Source organism: Pseudomonas sp. So3.2b, from assembly GCF_019464415.1.
Classification (GTDB): domain Bacteria; phylum Pseudomonadota; class Gammaproteobacteria; order Pseudomonadales; family Pseudomonadaceae; genus Aquipseudomonas; species Aquipseudomonas shahriarae.
The window spans coordinates 1,662,426-1,687,566 of the sequence record NZ_CP080494.1; the positions used below are offsets into that span (position 1 = coordinate 1,662,426).

General features: G+C 61.9%; 21 protein-coding genes. 11 read left to right on the plus strand and 10 right to left on the minus strand.

From position 1 onward, the window contains the following. Positions 1–146: 146 nt before the first annotated feature. The 4 genes from K1X80_RS07370 to K1X80_RS07385 form a co-directional block, all read right to left on the minus strand. Entirely contained in the window at positions 147–1,397 is a 1,251-nt protein-coding gene (locus K1X80_RS07370) for an OprD family porin (protein WP_220172760.1), read from the minus strand. A 166-nt stretch (positions 1,398–1,563) separates the two neighbouring features. Then, positions 1,564–3,021, minus strand: a complete 1,458-nt coding sequence (gene adeC / locus K1X80_RS07375; RefSeq protein WP_057958747.1) for an AdeC/AdeK/OprM family multidrug efflux complex outer membrane factor — start codon at positions 3,019–3,021, stop codon at positions 1,564–1,566. After that, positions 3,021–6,188 carry an efflux RND transporter permease subunit gene (locus K1X80_RS07380; protein ID WP_186626212.1) on the minus strand — a complete coding sequence of 1,056 codons (3,168 nt, stop codon included), beginning with the start codon at positions 6,186–6,188 and terminating at the stop codon, positions 3,021–3,023. The genes adeC and K1X80_RS07380 overlap by 1 nt, the downstream gene beginning before the upstream one ends. 3 nt (positions 6,189–6,191) lie before the next feature. Beyond that, entirely contained in the window at positions 6,192–7,334 is a 1,143-nt protein-coding gene (locus K1X80_RS07385) for an efflux RND transporter periplasmic adaptor subunit (protein ID WP_198818497.1), read from the minus strand. Between the two features lie 265 nt (positions 7,335–7,599). On the opposite strand from K1X80_RS07385, the gene K1X80_RS07390 reads away from it, so the two are divergent. Then, positions 7,600–8,232: a TetR family transcriptional regulator gene (locus tag K1X80_RS07390; protein ID WP_057439796.1), complete on the plus strand. Its 633-nt coding sequence runs from the start codon at positions 7,600–7,602 to the stop codon at positions 8,230–8,232. Positions 8,233–8,489: 257 nt separating this feature from the next. Here K1X80_RS07390 and K1X80_RS07395 read toward each other — a convergent pair whose 3' ends face one another. From K1X80_RS07395 to K1X80_RS07405, 3 genes are read right to left on the minus strand one after another with little or no spacing between them, the layout of a single operon-like run. Continuing rightward, positions 8,490–9,545, minus strand: a complete 1,056-nt coding sequence (locus K1X80_RS07395; RefSeq protein ID WP_198800264.1) for an alkene reductase — start codon at positions 9,543–9,545, stop codon at positions 8,490–8,492. Between the two features lie 26 nt (positions 9,546–9,571). After that, entirely contained in the window at positions 9,572–10,738 is a 1,167-nt protein-coding gene (locus K1X80_RS07400) for an MFS transporter (protein WP_057958749.1), read from the minus strand. Positions 10,739–10,748: 10 nt separating this feature from the next. Continuing rightward, positions 10,749–11,063 (minus strand): helix-turn-helix transcriptional regulator, encoded by a 315-nt coding sequence (locus K1X80_RS07405; RefSeq protein WP_029297039.1) that lies wholly within the window; start codon positions 11,061–11,063, stop codon positions 10,749–10,751. A 154-nt stretch (positions 11,064–11,217) separates the two neighbouring features. Between K1X80_RS07405 and K1X80_RS07410 the strand changes: the two genes are divergently transcribed. After that, on the plus strand, positions 11,218–11,802 hold the full coding sequence (locus K1X80_RS07410; RefSeq protein WP_115127561.1) for an ACP phosphodiesterase: 585 nt from the start codon (positions 11,218–11,220) through the stop codon (positions 11,800–11,802). A 39-nt stretch (positions 11,803–11,841) separates the two neighbouring features. Here the strand turns inward: K1X80_RS07410 and K1X80_RS07415 are convergent, their stop codons facing one another. Further along, on the minus strand, positions 11,842–12,633 hold the full coding sequence (locus K1X80_RS07415) for a 1-acyl-sn-glycerol-3-phosphate acyltransferase (RefSeq protein ID WP_115127562.1): 792 nt from the start codon (positions 12,631–12,633) through the stop codon (positions 11,842–11,844). Continuing rightward, positions 12,633–13,388 carry an L-ornithine N(alpha)-acyltransferase gene (gene olsB, locus K1X80_RS07420; RefSeq protein ID WP_057439788.1) on the minus strand — a complete coding sequence of 252 codons (756 nt, stop codon included), beginning with the start codon at positions 13,386–13,388 and terminating at the stop codon, positions 12,633–12,635. The genes K1X80_RS07415 and olsB overlap by 1 nt, the downstream gene beginning before the upstream one ends. Before the next feature lie 130 nt (positions 13,389–13,518). Between olsB and K1X80_RS07425 the strand changes: the two genes are divergently transcribed. Next, the gene (locus K1X80_RS07425) at positions 13,519–14,397 is read left to right on the plus strand and encodes an acyl-CoA dehydrogenase family protein (protein WP_186626211.1); all 879 of its coding nucleotides are present in this window, start codon (positions 13,519–13,521) and stop codon (positions 14,395–14,397) included. 203 nt (positions 14,398–14,600) lie between these two features. On the opposite strand, the gene K1X80_RS07430 is transcribed toward K1X80_RS07425, so the two are convergent. Further along, positions 14,601–15,961, minus strand: a protein-coding gene (locus tag K1X80_RS07430) for an IS3 family transposase (RefSeq protein WP_220172761.1) whose coding sequence is annotated in 2 segments (ribosomal slippage) — positions 14,601–15,484 and positions 15,484–15,961 — 1,362 coding nt in all. Because the reading frame shifts where the segments join, the coding sequence is not laid out codon by codon here. Positions 15,962–16,885: 924 nt separating this feature from the next. Here K1X80_RS07430 and K1X80_RS07435 point away from each other — a divergent pair. The 8 genes from K1X80_RS07435 to K1X80_RS07470 all read left to right on the plus strand — a co-directional run bounded on the left by K1X80_RS07435 (position 16,886) and on the right by K1X80_RS07470 (position 25,044). Further along, complete coding sequence (locus K1X80_RS07435; protein WP_220172762.1) at positions 16,886–17,968, plus strand: serine hydrolase; 1,083 nt, start codon at positions 16,886–16,888, stop codon at positions 17,966–17,968. Next, positions 17,965–18,279, plus strand: a complete 315-nt coding sequence (locus K1X80_RS07440; RefSeq protein ID WP_057439782.1) for a hypothetical protein — start codon at positions 17,965–17,967, stop codon at positions 18,277–18,279. Before K1X80_RS07435 ends, K1X80_RS07440 begins: the two co-directional genes overlap by 4 nt. Before the next feature lie 108 nt (positions 18,280–18,387). Continuing rightward, on the plus strand, positions 18,388–19,563 hold the full coding sequence (locus K1X80_RS07445; protein ID WP_057439780.1) for a M20 aminoacylase family protein: 1,176 nt from the start codon (positions 18,388–18,390) through the stop codon (positions 19,561–19,563). A gap of 58 nt (positions 19,564–19,621) precedes the next feature. Continuing rightward, entirely contained in the window at positions 19,622–20,932 is a 1,311-nt protein-coding gene (locus tag K1X80_RS07450) for a citrate-proton symporter (RefSeq protein WP_128593592.1), read from the plus strand. Beyond that, on the plus strand, positions 20,929–22,371 hold the full coding sequence (locus K1X80_RS07455) for an amidase (protein ID WP_120732001.1): 1,443 nt from the start codon (positions 20,929–20,931) through the stop codon (positions 22,369–22,371). The genes K1X80_RS07450 and K1X80_RS07455 overlap by 4 nt, the downstream gene beginning before the upstream one ends. A gap of 63 nt (positions 22,372–22,434) precedes the next feature. Then, positions 22,435–23,205, plus strand: a complete 771-nt coding sequence (locus K1X80_RS07460) for an IclR family transcriptional regulator (RefSeq protein WP_057439776.1) — start codon at positions 22,435–22,437, stop codon at positions 23,203–23,205. 89 nt (positions 23,206–23,294) lie between these two features. After that, on the plus strand, positions 23,295–23,885 hold the full coding sequence (locus K1X80_RS07465) for a YceI family protein (RefSeq protein ID WP_120732003.1): 591 nt from the start codon (positions 23,295–23,297) through the stop codon (positions 23,883–23,885). A gap of 1 nt (position 23,886) precedes the next feature. Further along, positions 23,887–25,044, plus strand: a complete 1,158-nt coding sequence (locus tag K1X80_RS07470) for a phosphatidylserine/phosphatidylglycerophosphate/cardiolipin synthase family protein (RefSeq protein WP_057958757.1) — start codon at positions 23,887–23,889, stop codon at positions 25,042–25,044. Positions 25,045–25,141: the final 97 nt, after the last annotated feature.

Sequence of the window (25,141 nt, forward strand, 5' to 3'; positions counted from 1 at the left end):
CACTGAAGGGGGGGCGGCAGCGGTCGGCAGGCCGACGGCCTGAAGTTTGCCGTTGGGCGTATCTCGCGCAGGTTTGTCGCCGGCCTGCTCCAGGGGGGGCCACCGCAGATATCCAGTGCTGGTACCCCTAGTCAGTGCGAGGCAGCCTACAGCAGGCTAAGGGGATAACTGACAATCAACCGATTCTCATCAAACTCATTGTTGCTGAAGTCGCGACGGATGCTGGAATTGCGCCAGCGCAGGGTCAGGCTTTTCAGGCTGCCGCTTTGCACGGTGTAGCCCACTTCGCTTTCCCGTCCCCATTCCTTGCCATCGCTGACGGTGGCGGTGTGCACGTTGCTGCCGCTGATGTAGCGGTTCATCAGGGTCAGGCCCGGCACGCCGAGTGCGGCGAAGTTGTAGTCGTGGCGCAGCTGCCAGGAGCGTTCTTCGGCGTTGTCATAGCTGGCATTGAAGCTGTCGTTGGCCAGGGTGCCGCCGCTGGTGCCATTGACCCGCATCCACGCGCTATTGCCATTGAGTTTTTGCAGGCCGACATAGAAGGTGTGGCCGCCGTACCTGGCCGAGAACAGGCCGGACCAGGTCTGGTTGTCCAGGTTGCCGGCACGGGCGCTGCCGTCGTCCTGGCCATAGAAGAAGCCGAGGTTGGCGCCCAGGGTCCAGTCGCCCACGGGCTGGCTGTGGGTCAGGTTGAGGTATTGCTGGCGGTAGATGTCCTTGAGCTGGGCATTCCACACGCCGACCTGGGTGCGCTTGTCGTTGAACGCATATTCGGCGCCCTGGAAGTTGAAGCGATCGGAGGTGAACGCGGTTTTACCGAACATCGACATGTCCGTCATGCTGCTGTCGTCCCGTGGGCTGTTGGCGCGGAACTGGCCGCCATACAGGGTCAGGCCGGCGATCTCTTTGGACGTGATCTGCCCGCCGCGCAGGGTTTGCGGCAGGGAGCGGCCATCGTCCGAACGCAGGATCGGTAGCACTGGCATCCACTCGCCGACTTTCAATTCGGTCTGGGAAATCCGTGCCTTGAACGCCACCCCCAGGCGGCCGAAGTTGTCGGCCGGTTTGCCATCGTGATCCAGGGGCAGCAATTGGGTGCCACCGGCGCCGCCGCCGCCGTCGAGTTTTTGCGCGTACATGCCCAGCACATCCACCCCGAACCCCACGGTGCCCTGGGTGAAACCGGACTTGGCGTCGAGGATGAAACTCTGCGTCCACTCCTGCGCGCCGCCCTGGGCCTTGGTCGGGTTGGTGAAATTGCGGTTGAGGAAGAAATTGCGCAGGTTGAGGTTGGCGCTGGCATCTTCCAGAAAGCCGTGTTCCTCGGCGACAACTGGGAGGGCAAGGCTGGCGACAGCGGTAGCCAGCAATAGCCGGCGAGGGTGCAAGGTGCTCATGGCGTGGGACCTGTTGTTATTGGTGGTTTTCAGGTGCGGGCCATGGTGCGGGGCGTTGCCGGGGCGGTTCAATTGGGGGAGGGCGGGTTCTGGGCGGTGATCGAACGGAACTGTACGCCCATGAAAAAGCCCACCAAAAGGTGGGCTTCCTGTGTTGCTACGCCGATCAGAACAACTTGAGCTTCGGCGCTTCTTCTTTCACCGGCTCATTCTGCGCCGTCTGTTCGTTCCAACCGCCACCGAGGGCCTTGTACAAGGTCACTTCGCTGGTCAGTTGGGCCAGGCGGTCGGTGATCAGCGTTTGCTGGGCAGCGAACAGCTGGCGCTGGGCGTCGAGGAAGGTCAGGTTGCTATCAACCCCGATGCGGTAGCGACGCTCGGCCAGACGGTAGTAGTCCTGGTTGGCCGAGACGAAGTCACGCTGGGCCTGCAACTGTTGGTTGTAGGTCGCACGTGCTGCCAGGCCGTCGGAGACTTCCTGGAACGCGGTCTGGATCGACTTCTCGTAGGTCGCGACGTTGATCTCTTTCTGGATCTTCGAGTAGTCCAGGCTTGCGCGCAGGCTACCGGCGTTGAAGATCGGGATGTTGATCTGCGGTGCGAACGACCAGGTACCCGAGCCGCCCTTGAACAGGCCGCCGAGGTCCGGGCTCAAGGTCCCGGCATTGGCCGTCAGGCTGATGCTCGGGAAGAACGCAGCCCGTGCCGCGCCGATATTGGCGTTGGCAGCCTTGAGGTTGTGCTCGGCCTGGAGGATGTCGGGGCGACGTTGCAGCAGGTCTGAAGGCAGGCCGGCCGGTACTTCGCTCAACAGGTCGTCGGACAGCGGCTGAGTGACGAGATTCGCCGGCAGACCGGTGCCCAGCAGCAGGGTCAGGTTGTTTTCATCCTGGGCCACCTGGCGGGTGTAGCGGGCCAGTTGCACGCGGGCGCTTTCAACCGAGGTCCGCGCCTGGCTCAAGTCCAGGGCCGAGGCCACGCCGACTTCGTTGCTGCGCGAGGTGAGCTTGAAGCTCTGCTCGTAGGCGGCCAGGGTGTCCTGGGTCAGCTTCAGCAGTTCCTTGTCGGCCTGCCAGGTCAGGTAGGCATTGGCCACGCTGGCCACCAGGCTGATCTGCGTGCTGCGGCGTGCTTCTTCAGTGGCGAAGTACTTCTGCAACGCTTCTTCGCTCAGGCTGCGCACCCGGCCGAACAGGTCCAGTTCGTAGGCGTTGATCCCGAGGGTCGCCGAGTAGGAGCTGGTGATGTTCGATTCGCCGGTTTGCGAGGCCCGTGCCGGAACGCGCTGGCGGCTGCCGCTGCCATTGGCGCCGACGGCCGGGAACAGGTCGGCACGCTGGATGCGGTACTGCGCGGCAAAGGCGTCGATGTTCAGCGCGGCGACGCGCAGGTCACGGTTGTTGACCAACGCGACCTGAATCAGTTGCTGCAGGGCAGGGTCGTGGAAAAACTGCTTCCAGCCTTGCTCGGCCGCGGCCTGGCTCGGTGCCTGGGCCGACGAGTACGCCGGCCCCTGCGGGAACTGGGCGGCCACCGGCGCTTCAGGCTGCTGATAATCAGGGATCAGCGAGCAGCCACTGAGCACAAATGCCGTGACTGCCAGGGAGAGTAGCGACTTGCGCATTAGCCAGCCTCTTTAGGAGTATTCGGTGTATCGGACTTGTCAGTTTTTTTCCGGCTGCCAATGGCGGACACGGTCACGAAGAACAGTGGCACCCAGAAGATAGCCAGAACAGTGGCGGTGATCATACCGCCAATTACGCCGGTACCGATTGCGTGTTGGCTGCCCGAACCTGCACCCGAGGAGATCGCCAGCGGCAGTACGCCGAGGATGAACGCCATGGACGTCATGATGATCGGACGCAAACGCATGCGGGACGCCTCGATGGCCGCCTCGACGATGCCCTTGCCCTGTTCATGCAGTTCCTTGGCGAACTCGACAATCAGGATGGCGTTCTTCGAAGCCAGGCCCACGGTGACCAACAACCCCACCTGGAAGAACACGTCGTTGGACAGTCCTCGCAGGCTGGTGGCCATCAGTGCACCGATCACGCCCAGCGGTACTACCAGCACTACCGCAATCGGGATCGACCAGCTTTCGTACAACGCTGCCAGGCAAAGGAACACCACCAGCAACGACAGGGCATACAGCGCAGGTGCCTGGGAGCCGGACAAGCGTTCTTCATAGGACAGGCCGGTCCAGGCATAGCCCACACCTGCCGGCAATTGCTTGGCGATGCGTTCGACTTCCGCCATCGCATCACCGGTGCTGTAGCCAGGCGCCGGGGTACCGAGGACTTCCATCGCCGCTACACCGTTGTACCGCGACAGTTTCGGCGAACCGAAGATCCAGTTGCCAGAGGCAATTGCTGATAGTGGCACCATTTTTCCGTCGTTGGCGCGCACGAACCATTTGTTCAGGTCTTCAGGGGTCATCCGGCCAGCGGCCTCACCCTGGATGTAGACCTTCTTCACTCGACCGCGGTCGATGAAGTCATTGACGTAGCTGCCACCCAAGGCAATCGCCAGGGTCTGGTTGATGCTCGACAGGCTGATGCCCTGGGCACTGGCTTTCTCGTCGTCGATGGTCAGCTCGTACTGCGGCTCATCGTTGACGCCGTTGGGACGTACGCCGGCCAGGATCTTGCTCTGCGCGGCCATGCCGAGGAACTGGTTACGTGCGTTCATCAACGCTTCGTGACCCACACCGCCCTGGTCCTGCAGGAACACGTCGAAACCGGTGGCGTTACCCAACTCCAGTACCGATGGGGGCACGATGGCAAACACCATGGCGTCCTTGAAGGTCTGGAAGAAGTAGCCCTGGGCACGCTTGGCCACTTCGAACACCGACATGGATGCGTCGCGCTGGTCCCATGGCTTGAGCATGACGAATGCCAGGCCCGAGCTTTGGCCACGACCGGCAAAGTTGAAGCCGTTTACGGTAAATACCGATTGCACGGCCTTGCCTTCACCGGGCTCGCCTTCCTTGTCGTTCAACAGGAAAGCACGCATGTCGTCGATAACGGTCTGGGTGCGTTCGGCCGAAGAACCAACCGGCGTCTGTACCTGGGCGAAGATCACGCCCTGGTCTTCCTCGGGCAGGAACGCGCTTGGGATACGGGTGAACAGCCAGATCATGCCGGCGAAGATGATCAGGTACACCAGGAACGAAGGCGCCTTGTGCTTGATCATGTTGCCCACGCCGCGCTCGTAGCTCAGTACGCCACGGTCGAAGGTGCGGTTGAACCAGCCGAAGAAACCACGCTTGGGTTGGCCGTGTTTCTCGGGGTCGATCGGCTTGAGCATGGTGGCGCACAGGGCCGGGGTGAAGATCAGTGCAACCAGTACCGAAAGTGCCATCGCCGACACAATGGTGATGGAGAACTGTTTATAGATGACCCCCGTCGAGCCGCCAAAGAACGCCATCGGCAGCAGTACCGCCGAGAGTACCAGGGCAATACCTACCAGGGCGCCCTGGATCTGGTCCATGGACTTGACCGTTGCCTCTTTAGGCGACAGATGCTCCTCGGCCATCACCCGCTCGACGTTTTCCACTACCACGATCGCATCGTCCACCAGCAAGCCGATGGCCAGGATCATGCCGAACATGGTCAAGGTGTTGATGGTGAAGCCGAAGGCCGCGAGGATGCCGAACGTACCCAGCAATACCACCGGTACTGTCATGGTGGTGATGATGGTGGCGCGGAAGTTTTGCAGGAACAGGTACATCACCAGGAACACCAGGATGATCGCCTCGACCAGGGTATCGACTACCCCGGAAATCGACTCGGTCACCACTGGGGTGGTGTCATACGGAACCACGGCTTTCATGCCTGGCGGGAAGAACGGCTCCAGGGACGCGACCGTGGCACGGATGGCCTTGGCGGTGTCCAGGGCGTTGGCACCCGATGCCAGTTTGATCGCCATGCCGGAAGCCGGCTTGCCGTTGAACTGGGCACTGATGCTGTAGTTCTGGCCACCCAACTCGACACGGGCGACATCGCCCAGGCGTACCTGGGAGCCATCGCTGTTCACGCGCAGCAGGATCTTTTCAAACTGCTCGGCGCTTTGCAGACGGGTCTTGCCGATGATGGTGGCGTTCAACTGGGTGCCGGGCAGGGCTGGCAGGCCGCCCAACTGGCCGGTGGCCACCTGGACGTTCTGCGCCGCAATGGCACTGCTGACATCCACCGGGGTCATCTGGAAGTTGTTCAACTTGGCCGGATCCAGCCAGATACGCATGGCGTACTGGGAACCGAAGACCTGGAAGTCACCCACGCCAGACGTCCGCGAAATCGGATCCTGGATGTTGGAAACGATGTAGTTGGACAGGTCATCCTTGCTCATGGTGCCGTCTTCGGACACCAGGCCGATCACCATCAGGAAGTTCTTCACCGACTTGGTTACGCGGATCCCTTGTTGCTGCACTTCTTGCGGCAGCAATGGGGTCGCCAGGTTCAGCTTGTTCTGCACCTGAACCTGGGCGATGTCCGGGTTGGTACCCTGGTTGAACGTCGCGGTGATGGTCATGCTGCCGTCGGAGTTACTGTCCGAGGCCACATAACGCAGGTTGTCGATACCGTTGAGCTGCTGCTCGATCACCTGTACCACGGTGTCCTGCACGGTTTGTGCGGACGCGCCTGGGTAGGTCACCTGGATATCAATGGCGGTTGGCGCGATGGCCGGGTATTGGTTGATGGGCAACTTCAGGATCGACAGTGCCCCGACCAGCATGATCACCAGGGCAATTACCCAGGCGAAAATGGGACGGTCGATAAAAAATTTCGACATGTATTACTCCCCTTTGCCAGCGGCGGCGGCAGGAGCAGTACCGGCAGGCTTGGCGTTGGTGGCTTCCTTCGCGTCAACCGTGATGCCCGGCTTGATGAACTGCAAGCCTTCGGTGATCACACGGTCACCGGCATTCAGGCCCTTTTCCACCAGCCAGTAGGCGCCAGCGGTACGGTTGGCCACCAGCACGCGCTGTTCGACCTTGTTGTCGGCGGTCACGACCAGCGCAGTCGGGATGCCCCGGATGTCGCGGGTCACGCCTTGTTGTGGGGCGAGGATCGCCTTGCTGTTCACGCCGGCCTGCAATTGGGCGTGGACGAACATGCCCGGCAACAGGGTGTGATCAGGGTTGGGGAACACGGCGCGCAGGGTTACCGAACCGGTGGTCTGGTCGACCGACACTTCAGAGAATTCCAGCTTGCCCTGTTGCGCGTACTCGCTGCCGTCTTCCAGGGTCAGCTTGACCATGGCCGCGTTTTCACCGGATTTCTGCAGTTGGCCGCTTTCCAGGTCGCGACGCAGCTTCAGCATCTCGGCGGAGGATTGCGTGACGTCGACGTAGATCGGGTCCAGTTGCTGGATCACGGCCATGGCGTCGGACTGGCCATTGCTGACCAGAGCGCCTTCGGTGACCGAGGAACGCCCGATACGCCCGGAGATCGGGGCAAACACCTTGGTGTAGCGCACGTTGATCTGGGCGGTCTGCAGGTTGGCTTCGGAAGTCATGCGGTTGGATACGGCGGTGTCGTATTCCTGGCGGCTGACGGCCTGCTCGTTGACCAGTTGTTTGTAGCGGTCGGCAATCGACTTGGTCTGTTGCAGGTTGGCCTGGGCGCTTTTCAGGGTCGCCTCATACACCGATGGGTCGATCTGATAGAGCTGCTGGCCTTCCTTGACGTCGCCGCCTTCCTTGAACAGACGCTTGAGAATGATGCCATTGACCTGCGGGCGGACTTCCGCGATGCGGAACGCAGTGGTGCGGCCCGGCAATTCGGAGGTCAGGGTATAGGCTTGAGGTTGAATAGTGACCACGCCGACCTGAGGGGTTTGAGCGGGCGGAGCCGCTTCTTCCTTTTTACATCCGCTGAGCAGCGATGCCAGGGCGACGGCAGTGACCAGAGCGGTAACAGCTGGCTTAAGTTGCATGAAGATCCTCGGGTCAGGCGCGCTCGATGCGCACAAGAAGTGTGGAAGGGTAAAAAACAGGCAGTGAGTAGATAAGTAGCTTGCTAGGCAATATACTTACGTTCATGGTTGTTTGTAAACTCTTGACAGGCTTCGCGGATTCCTTGCAAGGCAGCGCTGAAAGCCTCGATTCTATTACGTTCGGCGCCCTTGACGGTGTCGTCCCATAATTATTCAGAAGGTGGTTATCAACCACCGCTCGTGTCCTGATTGAGGTGTTACTGCCATGGTTCGTCGTACCAAAGAGGAAGCTCAGGAAACCCGCAGCCAGATTCTTGAAGCTGCCGAGCAAGCCTTTTATGAGCGTGGCGTTGCCCGTACTACGCTGGCGGATATCGCGGCGCGTGCGGGCGTGACGCGAGGCGCGATCTATTGGCACTTCAGCAACAAGTCGGACCTGCTGCAGGCGCTGCTGGACACGCTGCACGAGCCCCTGGACGAATTGGCCAGGGCCAGTGAAAGCGAGGATGAGGTAGATCCGCTGGGCTGCATGCGCAAGCTGCTGATCCATCTTTTTCATCAGGTGGCCCTGGACCCGAAAACCCGGCGCATTAATGAGATCTTGTTCCATAAGTGCGAATTTACCGATGAAATGTGTGACATGCGCCGTCAGCGCCAGACCCACAGCCTTGAGTGCAACCTGCGCATTGGCCTGACACTGCGCAATGCAGTCCACCGCGGGCAACTTCCGGAAAACCTCGACACCGCTCGCGGGGCGGTGTGCATTCATGCCTACATCAACGGGCTTATTGGCCAGTGGCTACTGGTGCCAGACAGCTTTGAGCTGTATCAGCAGGCCGAGCGCCTGGTGGATATCGGGCTGGACATGCTGCGCTTGAGTCCCAGCCTGCACAATTGATACAAAATGCGTAATTGCGTTCGTTGGTGTCAACAGTAAAGCCTAAGGATGATCAATCGTCCTTCCGACTTATTTGTGGGGTGACGTTATATACGCGCTGGCCCCAGGTTGAAAGGTAGCCGGCTAAGTATTTTGTAGCGATATTGTTTCATTGCTGTGAAGGATTGTTACCGAACCTGTGGGAGCGGGCGCGGTGTTTTCAAGATCCAATAAAAAGCCCCGGCTCTTGCGAGCCGGGGCTTTTGCATTGTTGCGGGTCAGAGCGCCAGGGTCGGGTAGTCGATATAGCCGACCGGGCCTGGGCTGTAGAAGGTTTGCGGGTTCGCTTCGTTTAATGATGCATCGGCCTTGAGACGGGCCGGCAGGTCCGGGTTGGCGATAAACGGCACGCCAAACGCCACCGCATCGGCCTTGCCCGAGGCCAGCCAGGCATTGGCGCTGTCCTTGGTGAAGCGTTCGTTGGCAATGTACGGACCGCCGAACGCGGCTTTCAATTGCGAGCCCAGGCTGTCGCCGGCTTCTTTCTCGCGGGCGCAGATAAAGGCGATGCCACGCTTGCCCAGTTCACGGGCGACGTAGGTGAAGGTTTCTGCCAGGTTGGCATCGCCCATGTCATGCAGGTCGGCCCGTGGCGACAGATGCATCCCCACGCGGCCGGCGCCCCAGACTTCGATCACCGCGTCAGTCACTTCCAGCAACAGTCGCGCGCGGTTTTCCAGGGAACCGCCGTATTCGTCGGTGCGCTGGTTGGTGCTGCTTTGCAGGAACTGGTCGAGCAGGTAGCCATTGGCGCCGTGCACTTCCACCCCGTCAAAACCGGCAGCCTTGGCGTTCTCGGCACCCACGCGATAGGCATCGACGATATCGGCGATTTCTGCGGTTTCCAGGGCTCGTGGGGTTGGGTAGTCGGCCAGCGGGCGCACCAGGCTGACGTGGCCGGCGGGCTGGATGGCGCTCGGGGCTACCGGGCTCTCGCCGTTCAGGTAAGACGGGTGGGAGATCCGCCCCACGTGCCACAGTTGCAGGAAGATCTTGCCGCCGGCGCCGTGCACGGCCTTGGTGATGTTGGTCCAGCCGCGCACCTGGTCGTTGGACCAGATGCCTGGGGTGTTCGGGTAGCCCACGCCCATCGGCGTCACCGAAGTGGCTTCGCTGAGGATCAGGCCGGCAGACGCCCGCTGCACGTAGTATTCAGCCATCAGCGCATTGGGCACGCGACCGGCGTCGGCACGGCAGCGGGTCAGCGGTGCCATGATGATGCGGTTCGACAGCTGCACATCACCCAGTTTGATCGGATCGAAAATAGTCGTCATCGCAAATACTCGTCTGTTCTAAGTGATTAATGGGTAGCAGGGGCCAGGTCAGCATCGGCGCTCTGGCGGAAGGTGATCAGCGTGACCACCAGCGCCAGGATCGCCAGGGCCGCAGCCGCCAGCGGCACGCTGGTCAGGCCGAAACCGTGGGCAATCACACTGCCGCCGACCCAGGCGCCCAGGGCGTTGCCGATATTGAAAGCGCCGATATTGAGGGTCGACACCAGGTTGGGCGCGGCCTTGCCGAAGGTCACCACGTTGATCTGCAGTGCCGGTACGGCGGCAAACGACGCGGTGGCCCAGAGGAACAGGGTGATTTCGGTGGGGATGATGGCGACGCTGGTCCAGGTCAATGCGGTGGATACCACGGCCATGCTGATAAACACGCCGATCAGGGTCGCCGCCAGGCGTTTGTCCGCCAGTTTGCCGCCGATGATATTGCCCACGGTCAGGCCCAGGCCGATCAGCAGCAGGGTCCAGGTCACGCCTTTGGGCGAGACGCCGGTGACATCACCGAGCAGCGGCGCGACGTAGGTGAAGAGGGTGAACATCGACGCGGCAAACAGCGCGGTCATGCTCAGCGACAACCAGATCCCGGCACCCTTGAGGGCCGCCAGTTCGGCGCGCATATCGAGTTTCTCTTCATCACGCTTGGCCGGCAGGAAGCGGATCAGGCCGATCAGCGCGATCACACCAATCACCGTCACCGCCCAGAAGGTCGAGCGCCAGCCGGCTTCCTGGCCCAGCGCGGTGCCCAGGGGCACGCCGAGCACGTTGGCCAGGGTCAGGCCGGTGAACATCAGGGCCACGGCTGATGCGCGTTTGTTGGCTGGCACCAGGTTGGCGGCCACCACCGAGCCGATCCCAAAGAAGGCACCGTGGCACAACGCGGTGACTACCCGGGCAAACATCAACACGTTGTAGTCACTGGCCAGGGCGCAAAGCAGATTGCCGACGATGAAAATGCCCATCAACGCTACCAGGGCAGCCTTGCGTGGCAGTTTGGCGGTGGCCAGTGCCATGAAGGGTGCACCAATGGCCACGCCCAGGGCGTAGCCAGTCACCAGCCAGCCGGCGCCAGGAATCGACACACCAAGGTCGGCCGCCACATCGGGCAACAGGCCCATGATGACGAATTCGGTGGTGCCGATGGCGAAGGCGCTTAAGGCCAGTATGAGGAGCGAGAGAGGCATGCGGGATCCTTTACAGCGGTGGGCTGAGTTCTTCGGTGATGGCTTGGATAAACGCCTGGATGACGTCTTCATTGCGGCGGAAAAAGTGCCACTGCCCGGCTTTCTGGCTACTGATCAGGCCTGCCCGTTGCAGGGTTGCCAGGTGCGCCGACACGGTGGACTGCGACAGGCCGCAGCGTTGGTCGATCTGCCCGGCGCAGATGCCGTACTCGTGGTTGTGGACTTGTTCGGGGAACTGCACTTTCGGGTCTTTCAGCCAGTTGAGAATGTCTCGCCGTACTGGGTGTGCCAGGGCTTTTATTATTTCGTCGAGGTCAATGGACATGGCAGGGCTCGGTGTGGGTAAAACGTTATATCGCGATGAGGCGAACTTTAAATCGCTATATCCCGATATACCAATACGATTTTGATCTTGTTACTTAATAAATCGGTATATCGGGTTATAACGATACGTTGGCAGCAGTGCTAAACTGCGCGCCATGAATTATCTCGCACATCTGCACCTCGGCGGCCAACTTCCTGCACAACTGCTGGGCAGCCTCTATGGCGATTTCGTCAAAGGCCGCCTGCAGGGCCAGTACAGCCCGCAAATCGAGGCGGCGATCCAGCTGCATCGCTCCATCGACCGTTTCACCGACAGCCACCCATTGGTCGGGCAGGCGTTGTCACGGTTTACCCTGACTCGGCGTCGTTATGCGGGGATCGTCCTCGACGTGTTCTTCGACCATTGCCTGGCGCGGGATTGGGCGTTGTATGCCGATCAGCCACTGGAGCGCTTTACCTCCCAGGTGTACCAGGTGCTGGCGGCCGAACCGCAATTGCCGGGGCGCCTGGCGCAGATTGCACCGTCTATGGCGACGGATGACTGGCTGGGCTCCTACCGCGAGTTTGCGGTGATGGAGCATGTGCTGCGGGGGATTTCCCGGCGCCTGAGCCAACCCCAGGAACTGGACCAGGCGATGCAGGAGTTGCGAGTTCTGTATGAGCCGTTGAGCGAGGATTTCCGGGTGTTCTATCCCCAGTTGCAGGCGTTCTCGAATAGCCACTTGGTAATACAAACCTGAATGTGGGAGCAAGCCCCCACATTGGGTACTGCGTTTGCTTCAGGCCGCATACGCCGGCCGAACCGGCACTGGCTGGTTTTGTGGCACCGGCCCGAACAAGGCCTTCTGCACCGCCTGCTGCGCCTGATACGCCAGCGCCGCACGTTCCTGGCCGGCGCAGGCAATGGGTTTGAGCAGATGAATCTCAACGTCGCCCTGATCATTGGCAAACAAACGCATCAGGTGCGAGAGCAAATCATCGTCACCAATAAACGGTGCGAGCGGATCAATCTGTCCCTCGCGCAAATAACGGATCGCCACCGGTTGCAGCGCCACCTCGGCATCAATCGCGCTGGCCAGTAGCCGGCCATGGAAGGTGCGCAGGCTGCGGCCATCGGTGGTGGTGCCTTCGGGGAACATCAGCAGCGGGTGTTTTTGCTCGAGATGACGAGTCATCTGTTTGCGAATCAACTGACTATCCCCCGAGCCACGGCGGATAAACAGGCTGCCCGCCTTGGCGGCCAGCCAACCGGCCACTGGCCAGGTGCGCACTTCGGCCTTGGACAGGAATGACAGCGGCGCCACCATCCCCAGCAGCGGGATGTCGGTCCAGGACACATGGTTGCTGACCCACAGCATCGGCTGTTGCGGCAGCTCACCGTGCACCGTCACGCGAAAGGGCAGGGCATTGCTCAGGCGCGCCATGAAAAACCGCGACCAGCGCTGGCGCCGCACCATGGAGTTGGCGATTCCCAGGCGCTCGAACACACCAAACACGCCGGCCATGCTCAAGCCCAGGGCCACCACCAGCAGCACGCGGGCGATCCGCCCGTAGACCCGCAGGCGGCCCATCACATGGCCGCCTTGAAGTGGCGGGCATACCGCGGGCACAACTCGTCGCGTTTGAGCAGGATGAACACGTCGGCCACCTGGAAGTCCTCGTCCCAGCACGGCTCGCCGCAGATCTTCGCGCCCAGGCGCATGTAGGCCTTGAGCAGTGGCGGCATTTCGGCGATGACGTTGGACGGCAAGTCCAGGCTCGGCAGAGGCTTTTTCGGTTCGGCGCGCAGGTGTTCGTTGCACAGATAGCGTTCGCGCAGGCGCTGCATGATCGCGTGGGCCTGGATGCCGCCGTCGTGCATCGGGATGCTCGCGCAGCCCATCAGGTAGCTGTAGCCGCCCTGGTTGAGCACCTCGGCCAACTCGCCCCACAGCACCGCGATGGTGCCGCCGTTACGGTAGGCCGGGTCGACACAGGTACGGCCGATCTCCAGGATCGGCCCCTGCAAGTGCAGGAGGCCGTGGAGGCTGAACTCTTCTTCGCTGTAGAACCGGCCCAGGGTGCTGGCCGCCTGGTGATCCAGCAGGCGGGTGGTGGCCACCAGGCGCCCGGTGTTCAAGTCCCGTACGCCAATGTGGCTGCAGTGAACATCATAGTCATCCATGTCCAGGCCCAGCTCCGCGCCTTTCAGCTTGGCATTGAACTCGCCGCTGAAAACGCTGAAACGCAGGGCCTGGGCTTCCTGCAACGCCTGGGCGCCGATCAGGCGTTCGGCTTGCAGGCGGCGTTCATTGCCGGTGTCACTGATGCGGGCGATCTGAGTCATGGCGAGTCTCCAGGTGCCGGCCAGGGTTGCGGCCAGTCGACTTTGTTGTGCAAAGTCAGGCTATGTACCCCCGGTGTCATCTCCATGAATCTACGGTGACGCTTAGATGACAGCCCCCAAGGAGCCTTCCATGCCCTGGCACGCGTTGCTCGACCGACCTGCCCGACTGCCCGTCCACGCCAACCTGGCCGAGGGCTACAGCGTTTTATTGCAACGCCTGGGGCCGCTCACGCCCTTCGAGCTGGCAACCCAGGGCGCCCGCCTGATGGCCACGCCCGGCCTGGCGTTCCTGGTGGGTTATCAAGCAGCATTGCGCGCGTTATGGCCCAGCGCGCCCCACAGCCTGGGCGCCCTGTGTGCGACCGAACAGCGCAGCCTGCGCCCGCTGGACATGCAAACGCGCCTGGACGACCTGCGCCTGAGCGGACGCAAGGATTTCGTCACCGCCGGCGATGCCGCCGACTGGCTGTTGATCGCCGCCCGCTGCGAGGCCCCCGGCGAAAAGCCGCGCCTGACCCTGGCCGTGGTGCTGGCCGGCGAGCCCGGCGTGCGTGTGGAGCCCTTGCCGGCGATCCCCTTGATGCCCGATATCAGCCATGGTCGCGTCCACCTCGACCACGCCGCCTGCGAGCGCTTGCCGGGGGATGGCTGGGACGATTACGTCAAACCCTTCCGCACCCTGGAGGACACCTATGTACTCAGCGCGATGACCGCCTGGCTGCATGGCATCGGCCAGGAATGCGACTGGCCCCAGGCCCTGCGTTTGCAGTTGTTGGCATTGCTGGCCGGCTGTGCCGAGGTTGTTCGCCAACCCAGCGCGTCGGCGGCGGGGCATGTGTTGTTGGGGGGATTGTTTGTGCAGTTCGAGGGGCTGAAGGCGCAGGTCAATCAGGCGATGGGGGCGGGACCGTGGGCCGCGATGTGGCAGCGCGACCAAGCCGTGCTGGACCTCGCCGCCAGCGCCCGGGCCAAACGCTTGGAAAAAGCCCTGAACCCAGCCCCTCGCTGACTGTGGGATGAGCTTGTGTGGGAGCGGGCTTGCCCGCGATAGCAGGGGGGGCAGGCAATACAGGCGGTGACTGATATACCGCCATCGGGGCATAGGTATCTACACACTCTCTTCTGGGTATGTGTACATATCCGTTTTTGCGGTAACGGCGGCTATTGGTTCCGCTCTTACATGAACTGCCCCCCGAATGTTGGACAGGGACGCTATTGATTCAGCGTCTGGATACGAAATTGTACCGGACTCAAGCCATTCAGTCTGAGGCTTATGCGGTCTTGGTTGTAGTAGGCAATGTAATCCTCTATGCCTGATGCCAGCTGCTCCACACTCTCAAATGATTCCAGATAGAAAAACTCGCTCTTGAGTGTGCCGAAAAAGCTTTCCATGGCGGCATTGTCCAAGCAATTACCCTTGCGCGACATGCTCTGCTCGATGCTCTTTTCGGCCAGCATATGTCGGTAGGTAGGCTGCCTGTACTGCCAACCCTGGTCAGAGTGCAGTATTGGTTTTTCATCTCGACTCAGTCGCCCGAAGGCTTTTTCCAGCATCATCGAGACCATCCTGAATTCGGGACGTCGGTTGATCTGGTAGGCCAGGATCTCGCCGTTGTACAAATCCATGAGAGGCGAGAGAAACAGCTTTTGCCCCTTCACCTTGAACTCCGTCACGTCGGTTACCCATTTCTGGTTAGGGGCTTCTGCCTTAAATTCGCGCTTTAGTAGATCAGGCGCAACAAGCCCTTCAGCACCTCGGTAAGAGCGATATTTCTTCACTTTGACCAGCGACTTGAGGCCCATTATCTGCATCAGCCGATGCACCTTTTTGTGATTGATCAACTCACCACTGTTTCCAAGGGTCGCAGTGATACGGCGGTAGCCGTAACGCCCCTTATTCCCGTGAAAGACGCTGCGGATGCGATCTTTAAGGTCGGCATGCTTGTCGGTTAGCAGTGTTTTGCTTTGGTAATAGAAGGTGCTGCGTGCAAGTCCCGCTGCACGTAGCAACAGAGCAAGTGGATGCTCATGCCTCAATCCTTGGACGGCCTGCGTTTTTGGCTGCGCAGTACGGGGATCCGCTTGGATTAAGGCATCGAGCTTTTTAAATAGGCATTCTCCGCGCGCAGATAGGCCAGTTCTGCGAGCATTTGTTCAGGGGTCAGCTCTGCGTCCGCAGGAAGAGCAGGACTTGCTTTGGGTTGTCTGGAAGGTTTGCGGGGCATGCTGGACTCTTGAAGACGATGCGGTTGTAGCGCTTCTACGCCGCCCTCATCGTACAGCTTTTGCCACTGCCTGATACTGCTTGGGCCACGGATATCAAACTGTATACAGGCCTGTTGGGCCGACAGTCCGTCTTGTTCGATGCACTGCAAAACCTTCAATTTAAACTGGGCATCGTAATGGCTGTACTTAGCAATCAAGCCAGAGGAACCGTGCTTTTCAAAACCCTTGATCCAGCGCCGCAGTAGCGATGGACTCAAGCCATGCCTGAGGGCCACCTCATGAACGCTACTGGCAGACAGACACTCTTCAATCAGTGATTGCTTGAGCGCTAGGTTGTATTTCGTCATGGAACACCCTCCCGAGGGGTCAGGTGTCCAACATTCGGGGGGCAGTTCAACAGCGGGTCACTTTTGGAAAAGAGCCCCAAAAGTAACCAAAAGGGCTCCTGCCCCACCACTCGGCACCTCGCCTAGGCTCGGTGTGCCCGTCATCCGACATTGATTTGGGGGGCCGCCGCGATGGGCCATCCATGGCCCAGCGCGGCTAACCCGGCGTCCTGCCGGGTTACCCCCCAAATCAATATCGGATGACGGCCAGCGTGGTTTAACGGGGCGCCTAAGATCAAAATCACAAGCAAAGCGAGTCGGCCTGACAGCCGACCTGATCGTCGAGATGTACGCATATACCTGTGGGAGCTGGCTTGCCTGCGAAGGCGGTGTATCAGCCAATACATTTATCGACTGATACACCGCCATCGCAGGCAAGCCAGCTCCCACAGGGGGGAATGCAGCTTCGCGCCCCGGCTTTGCTGTTGCTCTGCTTTTGATCTGGCTTTTGATCTTGATCTTGGGCGCCCCGTTAAACCACGATGGCCGCAGGCAGGTATTGCGCAGTGGGCACCCCGGCATGGATGCCGGGGTAGCCGCGACACGGCCATGGATGGCCGATCGCGGCGGGCCCACGGAGCAATGCCTGACTGCGGGCATGCCGAGCCTAGGCGAGGCACCGAGTGGTGGGGCAGGAGCCCTTTTGGTTACTTTTGGGGCTCTTTTCCAAAAGTGACCCGCTGTAAGAGCGGAACCAATAGCCGCCATGACCGCAGCAACGGATATGTACACAAACCCAATAAGCTAAAGAGTTGTGTAGATACCTATGGCCATCGCGGGCAAGCCCGTTCCCACAGGCGCTATGTGGTGGTTCCCAGGCCTGTCGCCAAACCGTCATTTATCTGCATTAGGCTCGCGGGCTTGAATGCCCCCGAGTGCTTGTCCATGGTCAAAGGCCTGCTGTCCGTCGCCTTGCTGCTGTTCACCGCTACCGCCCATGCCCAGACCTGGCCGGCAAAGGATTGGTCCCAGGGCCCGCAGTTGGCCGGTCCCGCCGTCAAGGCGCTGGAGGACTATGCGTTCCCGGCGCGCAATGACATCACCCGCGAAGGCATCCGCACCGACGCGCTGCTGGTGATCCGCGATGGCGCAGTCATTTATGAGCGCTATGCAGCACCGACCACCGCCACCACCCCGCACCTGACCTGGTCCATCAGCAAAAGCCTGATGGCCACCGTCCTGGGCGTGGCGTACGGCGAAAACCGTTTCAAACTGAGCGACCCGGCCGCGCGCTTTTATCCACCGATGAAGCAGCACCCGACCATTACCCTGGGGCACCTGCTCAATTGGGCCTCGGGCATGGACTGGCAGGAAGACTACGAATACGCGCCGCTGAAATCCTCGGTGGTGGCCATGCTCTACACCCGTGGCCGCGCTGATATGGCGGAGTTTGCCGCTGATACCAGCCCCTTCGCCGCACCTGGCCAGGCATTCCGCTACTCCAGCGGTGACAGCAATCTATTGTCTGCTGCCCTCAAGGGCATGCTTGGCCATAAGGCTTATGTCGATTACCCGTGGACCGCGCTGTTCACGCCCTTGGGCATTCGCAGTGCCAGCTGGGAAAGCGACGCCAATGAAACCTTTGTCGCCTCATCCTATGCCTATATGACTGCCCGCGATCTGGCACGGATTGGCTTGTTGATGGCGCGGGACGGGCGTTGGGGTGAGCGGCAATTGCTGCCCAAGGCCTGGGTCGATTTCAATCGCCAACCCCTGGCGCAGTACATCGCGGGCCAGGACGAGGCGGTACCCGGCGGCCACTGGTGGCTCAACCGCCACGTGCAGGGCGCTGCCCGGCCCTGGCCGGATGCGCCCGACGATACCTTCGCGGCCCTGGGGCACTGGGGCCAGGCGTTGTATGTGTTGCCCGAGGCACAGCTGGTGATCGTGCGCTACGGCGATGACCGCGACGGCAGCTATCGCCACAACGAACTGCTCAAACGCGTGCTCGCGGCGGTGCAACCATGATCCGTCGTCGCCCGTTTATCAGTCTGTTTCTCCTGCTGTTGCTCGCCTTGCTGGGATGGATCTGGCACGAGCGCGTCAACCTGCAAGCCTTCCCCGACATCATCGCGGCGTATACGGCCAAGGAGTATTGCTCGTGTCGGTATGTGGCGGGCAATCCTGCTGACTATTGCCTGGGGTATGTGAAGCAATACGTTCCCACCAGCGCCTTTGCCGATCATCCGCAAACGCGCCTGGTCACCGCCAGCGGCCTGGGCCGCAGCCACAGCGCCCAATGGCTGGGCGAGCGCCAGGGCTGCCGCCTGCTGCCCTGAGGTTCCACAGGGTGGAACCACCTTTGATTGTCCTCGCACGCCCATCGCGGTTATCTGTGGCGGTGCCACAAAAAAGAACGGGAACACCCGCCTGCGAGGAGAGTCACCATGCGCCCACACCAGCACATCCTGGATTGGCTGAGCGATGTCGCCAGCGACCTGCACGCCGTGCGCCAGGACATCCACGCCCACCCTGAACTGGGGTTTGAAGAAAACCGCACCTCGGCCCTGGTCGCACAATCCCTGAAGGACTGGGGCTTCGAGGTCCATACCGGCATCGGCCACACCGGCGTGGTCGGCGTGCTGCGCAATGGCAGCAGTCCACGCACCCTGGGGATCCGGGCCGATATGGATGCCTTGCCGATTATCGAAAACACCGGCGTCGCCTACAGCAGCCAGCACGCCGGCTGCATGCATGCCTGCGGTCACGACGGTCACACCGCCATGCTGCTGGGCGCCGCGCGCTACCTGGCGGCGACGCGTCAGTTCGACGGTACCCTCAACCTGATTTTCCAGCCGGCCGAAGAAGGCCAGGGCGGCGCCGAAGCGATGCTCGCCGATGGCTTGCTGGAGCGCTTCCCCTGCGACGCGCTGTTCGGCATGCACAATATGCCCGGCCTGCCCGCCGGCCACCTGGGCTTGCGGACCGGGCCGATGATGGCTTCCCAGGACCTGCTCACCGTGACCCTCGAAGGCGTCGGCGGCCACGGTTCCATGCCGCACCTGACCGTGGACCCGCTGGTGGCCGCCGCCAGTACGGTGATGGCTTTGCAGACGGTGGTCGCGCGCAATATCAATGCCCAGGAAGCTGCGGTAGTCACGGTCGGTGCCCTGCAAGCGGGGCAGGCCGCCAACGTGATTCCTCAGCAGGCCATCCTGCGCCTGAGCCTGCGTGCCCTCAATGCGCCGGTACGCGAGCAGATGCTGGAGCGGGTCAAGGCAATCATCCAGACCCAGGCCGCCAGCTTTGGCTGTACCGCACAGATTGAACACCGCCCGGCCTACCCGGTGCTGGTCAACCATGCCGACGAAACCGAGTTCGCCCGCCAGGTCGGCATTGCCTTGCTCGGTGAAGCGGCGGTCGACGCCAATACGCCCAAGTTGATGGGCAGCGAAGACTTCGCCTGGATGCTCCAACGCTGCCCCGGCAGCTACCTGTTTATCGGCAACGGCGTGTCGCGGCCGATGGTCCACAACCCGGCCTATGACTTCAACGACGAGATCCTGCTGACCGGCGCCGCCTATTGGGGCGCCCTGGCCGAGAGCTGGCTCAAGCCGGCCTGACCACCTGCCTTTTTCCTGCCGCTGGACCTTTCCTCAACAGGTTGAATGGAGTGTTCTCATGCAGACTTCAATAAAAGGTGTGTCCCGCACCCGGCAAGTGGTAGCGGCGGTGGTCGGCAACGCGTTGGAGTGGTACGACTTCATCGTCTATGGCTTTCTGGCCAGCATCATCGCCCGGCAGTTCTTCCCCTCGGACGATGAATACGCATCGCTGCTGATGGCCCTGGCCACCTTCGGCGTGGGCTTTTTCATGCGCCCGGTGGGCGGCATCCTGCTCGGCATGTACGCCGACCGCAAAGGCCGCAAGGCCGCCATGCAGTTGATTATCCGCTTGATGACCGTGTCCATCGCACTGATCGTGTTTGCGCCCAACTACGCCGCCATCGGCATGGGCGCACCGCTGCTGATCGTAGTGGCGCGGATGCTCCAGGGCTTTGCCACCGGCGGCGAATATGCCAGCGCCACGGCGTTCCTGGTGGAAAGCGCACCGGCTCATCGCAAAGGCCTTTACGGCTCCTGGCAATTGGTCGGGCAGTGCCTGGCGGTGTTTGGCGGCGCGGCGATGGTGGCATTGGTCACTCACTTCTTTTCCCCGCAGACCCTCGACCTGTGGGGCTGGCGCCTGCCGTTTGTGTTCGGCTTGCTGATCGGTCCGGTGGGCTTGTGGATTCGTCGGCACATGGAAGACCCCGAGGAGTTTATCGAAGCGCGCAAACAGGCCACTGGCCCGGCCCCGAGCCTGATGACAGTGCTGCGTGAGCATCGGCGCAGCATCCTGGTGAGCATGGGCCTGGCCTGCGGTGCGACGGTGTCGTTCTACGTGGTGCTGGTGAATATGCCGACCTTCGCCCACAAGAACCTCGGCCTGCCCCTGGACCAGGTATTGATGGTGCAGATGTTTGCCGTGGCGCTGATGACCGTGGTCATCCCCTTGTCCGGCATGCTGTCGGATCGCCTGGGCCGGCGCCCGGTGTTGATGGGCTTTACCCTGGCGTTCTTTGTGATGGTCTACCCGCTGTATGTGTGGGTCGCGGCGGCGCCGTCCATCGAGCGTTTGTTGGTGATGCAAGTGATGCTGTGCACCGCCATCGGCGGCTTCTTCGGCCCGGCGCCGACCGCCCTGGCCGAGCAGTTTCCCATCGAGGTGCGTTCCACCGGTGTGTCGGTGGCCTATAACGTAGCGGTGATGGTGTTCGGCGGTTTTGCCCCGCTGATCGTCACCTGGTTGAGCAAAGAGTTGGGCACACCGGTGGCCCCGGCGTTTTATGTGCTGTTCGCTTGCGTCCTGACGCTGCTGGGCACTTACTGCATGCATGAAGCGCCGAGGGCTGCAGCGCCGGCGCGCTTTGCCAAGGGGGTGAAACCTTGAACATCGTTGAACTGGATGCGCTCGAGCTGTCCCGGGCGATCCATGCACGGCAGGTGTCCTGCCACGAAGTGATGCAGGCCTATCTGGCGCAGATCGCGCGCTTCAACCCCTCGGTCAATGCCCTGGTGTCGTTGCGCGACGAAGCCGATGTGCTGGCCGAAGCCCGTGCCTGTGACCTTGAGCTGGACCAGGGCCGCTCCCGTGGCTGGATGCACGGCATGCCCCAGGCCATCAAGGATCTGGCGGCGACCCAGGGCCTGCGCACCACCCTGGGCTCGCCCCTGTTCGCCGAGCAGATTCCCAGTGAAGACGCGATCGTCGTGGCGCGGGTGCGTGCCAGTGGCGCGATTATCATCGGCAAGAGCAACGTGCCGGAGTTCGGCCTGGGTTCGCAGACCTACAACAGCGTATTCGGCACCACCGGCAATGCCTATGACCCGACCTTGGTCGCGGGCGGCAGCAGCGGCGGGGCGGCGGTGGCCCTGGCGCTGCGCATGCTACCGGTGGCCGATGGCAGCGACATGATGGGTTCGCTGCGCAACCCGGCGGCGTTCAACAACGTGTTCGGCCTGCGTCCTTCCCAGGGCCGCGTACCCCATGGCCCGGCGCCGGAGGTGTTTGTCCAGCAACTGGCCACCGAAGGCCCGATGGGGCGCAGTGTGGCTGACGTGGCGCGGCTGTTGAGCGTCCAGGCCGGTTATGACCCGCGGGTGCCGTTGTCGCTCAAAGACGATCCCGGCGTGTTCGGCACATCGTTGGCCCGTGATTTCAACGGCGCACGCCTGGGTTGGCTGGGGGACTACAACGGCTATCTGCCGATGGACGACGGCGTGCTGGGCCTGTGTGAGTCAGCCCTCGGCGATTTCGGCGCGCTGGGGTGCGAGGTAGAAAGCTGCCAGCCGGACTTTTCCATGGCGCGCCTGTGGCAAACCTGGCTGGTCCATCGCCATTGGCTGGTGCAGGGCACGCTGGGGGCGGCCTATGCCGCCCCCCATAAACGTGCGCTGCTCAAGCCTGAAGCGCAGTGGGAAGTCGAGGGCGGCCTGGGCCTGAACGCGGCGGATGTGTATCAGGCGTCGCTGGCGCGCAGCGACTGGTATCGCGCCTTGGCCAGGTTGTTCGAACGTTACGATTTTCTGCTGCTGCCCAGCGCACAAGTGTTCCCTTTCGATGCACAACAGCCCTGGCCACGCGTCGTCGGGGGGCAAACCATGGACACTTATCATCGCTGGATGGAGGTGGTGATCGGCCCCACATTGGCCGGCCTGCCGAGCATGAGTGTGCCGGTGGGCTTCAACCACCGTGGCTTGCCCATGGGCTTGCAGATCATCGGCCCGGCCCAGGCGGATCGCGCCGTGCTGCAACTGGCGTATGCCCATGAACAACTGACACGCTGGGTGCAGCGTCGCCCTCCGCAATGCTTGCGGGCGAACGCCTGAGCTGGCAGCGGCCTGTATCTTGCTGTGAAATTCGATCATCCATCAGCAACCGGGAGATCAGCCATGGGCAGCAACGCCGACACAGGTACTGTGCGCTCAGTGGAGCGGGCACTGGCCATCATCGAGTTGCTCGGTGAGCACCAGGCCCTGGGGCTTGAGGAGCTGCATTACCTGACGCGCCTGCCCAAGGCCACGGTGTCGCGCATGCTGCTGACCTTGCAGGAGCAGGGCTGGATCTATCGCGGCCTGAGCGACCGGCGTTATCGCATCAGTGCCCAGCGTTTGTTTGGCGATACCCAGCAACGGTTCAAGCGCCGCCTGGTGGAGTGCGCGGCGCCCTGGCTGCTGGAACTCAGCGAACGCACCGGGCTGGTGGCGGATTTGTCGAACTTTGACGGCGAACGCCTGGAAGTCATGGAGAGCGCGATCCCCACGGTGCTGCGCAAGCTGTACCCGAACAACTGCCAGATCGTCGGCCAGCATGCCAGTTTGTTCCACTCGGCCATGGGCAAGGCGTGCCTGGCCGAGTTGGCTTCTGATGAAGTAGAGCGCCTGGCCAGCCGCGAACATGTGCCGGCCGACGACCAGTACCGCGCCTGTGAGCAATCCCAGCACCAGGGGTTTGGCCAGCGTACCGAGGGGTACTGGGAGTACCCGGTGCGCTTGCCGTTCCTGATCCGCGCGGTGGCCCTGCCGGTGCGGGCCAATGGCCGGTTGGTGGGGAGCATGGCGTTGCACTGGCCGATGCACCAGGCGCCGGTGGAGCGGGTGTTGAGTTTGCATCTGGCCAGCCTGGAGGCGACTGTGCGCGGGGTGCAGCATGCGTTGGGCTGAGGGGGATATACATTGCTGTCTCCCTTACATTGCGTGCAGCAAGCCGGCCAGTTAATGTTCAGGCAGGTTTTTCTCCGCGCGAGTGTTTAATGTTCAACACATCCCTCCTCAAACCCCTGGCTCTCTTGCTGCTGGCCACTGCCTCCCTGCCCGCACAGGCCGCCTGGTATCTGGATAACGAATCCTCACGGCTGTCGTTCGTCACCACCAAAAACACCGATGTTTCCGAAGTCCAGCGCTTCCTGGTGCTGCATGGCAAGGTCGACGAGAAAGGTGCCGCGCAGTTGGAAGTCGAGTTGGAGTCGATCAACAGTGGCATCCCGCTGCGTGACGAGCGCATGCGCAACGACCTGTTCCAGATCAAGACCCACCCTGATGCGCAGATCAACGCGCAAATCAATCTGCAGCCGATCAACGATCTGGCCACCGGCGCGCAACTGGAGTTGCGCCTGCCGCTGTCGGTCACCCTGCACGGCAAGACCCAGACCTACAACGCCGAACTGCTGGCCACGCGCCTGGATGACCGGCGTTTCCAGGTGGTGACCCTGGAGCCGCTGGTGCTGCACGCCAAGGATTTTGATTTGCTCACCGGTGTCGAGACCCTGCGCAAGGCTGCGGGCCTGGACGCGATCAGCCTGTCGGTGCCGGTAGGTGCGGTGCTGATTTTCACGGCGCGCTGACATGAGCGGCGCGGTGTTCCCCTGGCGCAGCGCCAACCGCTATGAATTGCTGATCGACGGCCCGAATTTTTTCCCGCAGATGCTCGTGGCGATTGCCCGTGCCGAGCACCAGGTGGAGCTTGAGCTGTATCTGGTGGAGGCGGGCGCCTGCGCCGAGGCGATGGTCCAGGCCCTGGTGCAGGCGGCCGAGCGTGGGGTGCAGGTGCGTTGCCTGTTCGATGACTACGGCAGCCTGGCGTTTACCCTCAGCCTGCGGCGCCGCCTGATCGAGGCCGGGGTGCAACTGCGATTCTACAATCCGCTACGCTGGCGCCGCGGGATGCGTAACCTCTACCGCGACCATCGCAAGCTGCTGTTGGTCGACCAGACCATTGCTGTGGTGGGCGGTACCGGGGTCACCGACGAGTTCTGGACCCCTGGCCAGGACACCTGCGACTGGCACGAAGTGATGGTGCAGATCAGCGGCCCGCTGGTGCAGGACTGGCAGGCCCTGTTCGACAGGCAATGGCGGGTCAACGACCACCGCCGGGCCTGGAAGCCGGCCACGCATTTTGGTTTGCCGCGCCTGCCCAAGGTGCCCGCGACCGGGCCGGGCCTGGGACGAGTGGCGTATGCCGACGCCGGGCAACACCGGGACATTTTGCAATCGCTGATCCGCGCCTTGAACAACGGCCAGCACCGTATCTGGCTGGCCACGCCGTACTTCTTGCCCACTTGGGGCGTGCGTCGGGCCCTGCGCCGTGCGGCAGGGCGTGGTGTGGACGTGCGCCTGCTGCTGACCGGGCCGCGCACCGACCACCCCTCGGTGCGTTACGCCGGGCACCGCTACTACCCGCGCCTGCTCAAGTCGGGGGTGAAAATCTTTGAGTACCAGCCGTGTTTCCTGCACCTGAAGATGGTCCTGGTGGACGACTGGGTGAGCATTGGCTCGTGCAATTTCGATCACTGGAACCTGCGTTTCAACCTGGAAGCCAATCTGGAAGCATTGGACCCGGCGTTGACGCTGGCGGTGGCGGGCAGTTTCGAGCGCGACTTTGCCCAGAGCCAGGCGGTCAGCCTTGAGGCGTGGAAGGCCCGACCGTTGTGGCGGCGGGTGAAGCAGCGGGTGTGGGGGTGGATCGACCGGTTGGTGGTCAATCTGCTGGATCGAAGAGGGTAGGGAACACACCGCAATCAACTGTAGGAGCTGGCTTGCCTGCGATGCAGGCACCTCGGTCTATCAGTTACACCGAGGTGCTGCCATCGCAGGCAAGCCA